The sequence below is a fragment of the Psychrobacter sp. FME5 genome (genome assembly GCF_014861375.1).
Taxonomy (GTDB): Bacteria; Pseudomonadota; Gammaproteobacteria; order Pseudomonadales; family Moraxellaceae; genus Psychrobacter.
The window spans coordinates 1-1,665 of the sequence record NZ_RRYX01000214.1 but is presented as its reverse complement, the minus strand read 5'-3'; the positions used below and the strand labels follow the sequence as shown (position 1 = coordinate 1,665).

The window sequence follows — 1,665 nt, the reverse complement described above, 5'->3', positions numbered from 1 at the left end:
AACCAAGAATTAACGGAGTTATTGGTGAGGTTGACAGACTAACCATGAAAACAGCCCTACTACTCTCCAGTCGTAGAAATGAGTCATCATCTTATACGGATAGACAAAAAGAAATTTTAGAGCACTTTGCTAATGAAAATAGCCTAGTGACAGGGGATTTCAGAGAGGATATTAGAGTTGCTACAGCGTTTTTTAGTGATGCAGGTAACGCACAAACCCATAAACATATCGTTAAATTAATAAATGACCCTGAAACAGAAGAACTAAACCACTCTAAAACGTCCAAATTTGAGGCTGAGAGCGATTTAAACGAATTAGCTAGGGATATTATAGGCGATAGCCCTAAAACGTCAAATACAGCCAATGAGAGTGTTTCTATAGCACCTAGACGATATAGACGACCGTAAAATCTTTCTTCTTGTTTCCAGTGCGTTATACGTTTGATTAGCAAATGAGATGATTTTTACCGTAAAACTGTATTAATTCTTTAGTAGTCTTTTTCTTCTTTTCTTAATCATTAATAACTAAAAAGGTTTTTAATGTTTTTAAATGCTTTTAATGCTTTTAGACACGCTGTATCCATTGCTACAAAAGGGATTCATTGCCCATTCGAATACGTTTACCCACCCATTCGAATACGTTTACCCACCCATTCGAATACGTTTACCCACCCATTCGAATACGTTTACCCACCTTTTAAATACTTTTATTAATTAATTGTATTTATAATTACTTTTGTATATAGTTTGTATTTAAATATATAAGTGAGCTTACAGCATGAAAAATACTGATCCTGTAATGAAGTCCAACGCACTAAATGAGGCGTACTATGACATCAATTTGGTAGCTCAGCGTGTCGTCATGTTAGCTATCATAGAGGCGAGACAGCAAGGTACGATAATCAAGGCTGGCGGTATGCTGCGTATTACAGCGTCAGACTATCAGAAACATTTTGAGTGTGACAAGACCACATCATACAGCTCGTTGAAATCAGCTTGTAAAAGTCTTTATCAAGCAGAATTTTTGTGGGCTGATAAAGATGAAAAAAATCGGACAAGAAATCATGAATCTCGATTTGTGCAGCGTGCAACGTATTGTGAGGGTGGTGCGTACGTAGAAATCATGTTTAGCAACGATATTATACCGCTCATTACGAGACTTGAGACTCAATACACAGAGTATGAAATTAAACAGATTGTGGATTTACAGAGCTCCTATGCCCTGCGACTTTTTGAACTACTTATGCAGTGGAAAAAAGTTGGCGTCACACCAGTTATAAAGCTCAAAAATTTACGAAGTCGTCTAGGTGTTGCAGAAGATCAATACGATACGATGAGTAATTTTAAAAAGAGAGTTTTAGACTTTGCTGTTAAAGAAATTAATGAAAATACTGATGTTACGGTTGCCTATGAGCAGCAAAAAGAGGGGCGTAGAATTATTGGGTTTGTGTTCAAGTTTAAGACTAAAAAACCATCTAAAGAAGCTCTCAGAGCTCCTGAACGTGATGAAAATACAGCGGATATGTTCACTACTGAAGGGCTAAGCGACAAGCAATTAGGGCGTATTGTTCGAAATCCTACGTTTATGGCGGAATACAATCATTTAGTAACCCCGACTAGCCCAGCTGGACAGTCACAACAAGGGTGGGAGTTTGAGATGGTTAAT

At 37.4% G+C, this 1,665-nt stretch carries 2 protein-coding genes; both read left to right on the top strand.

Translation table 11 applies throughout. The features are described from left to right. On the top strand, positions 1-407 hold a 407-nt coding region (locus tag EI161_RS14245), incomplete at its 5' end, for a hypothetical protein (protein WP_225735415.1). Between the two features lie 370 nt (positions 408-777). Then, positions 778-1,665 (top strand): replication initiation protein RepM (gene repM / locus EI161_RS14240; protein WP_192529915.1); only part of this gene is annotated, 888 nt, incomplete at its 3' end.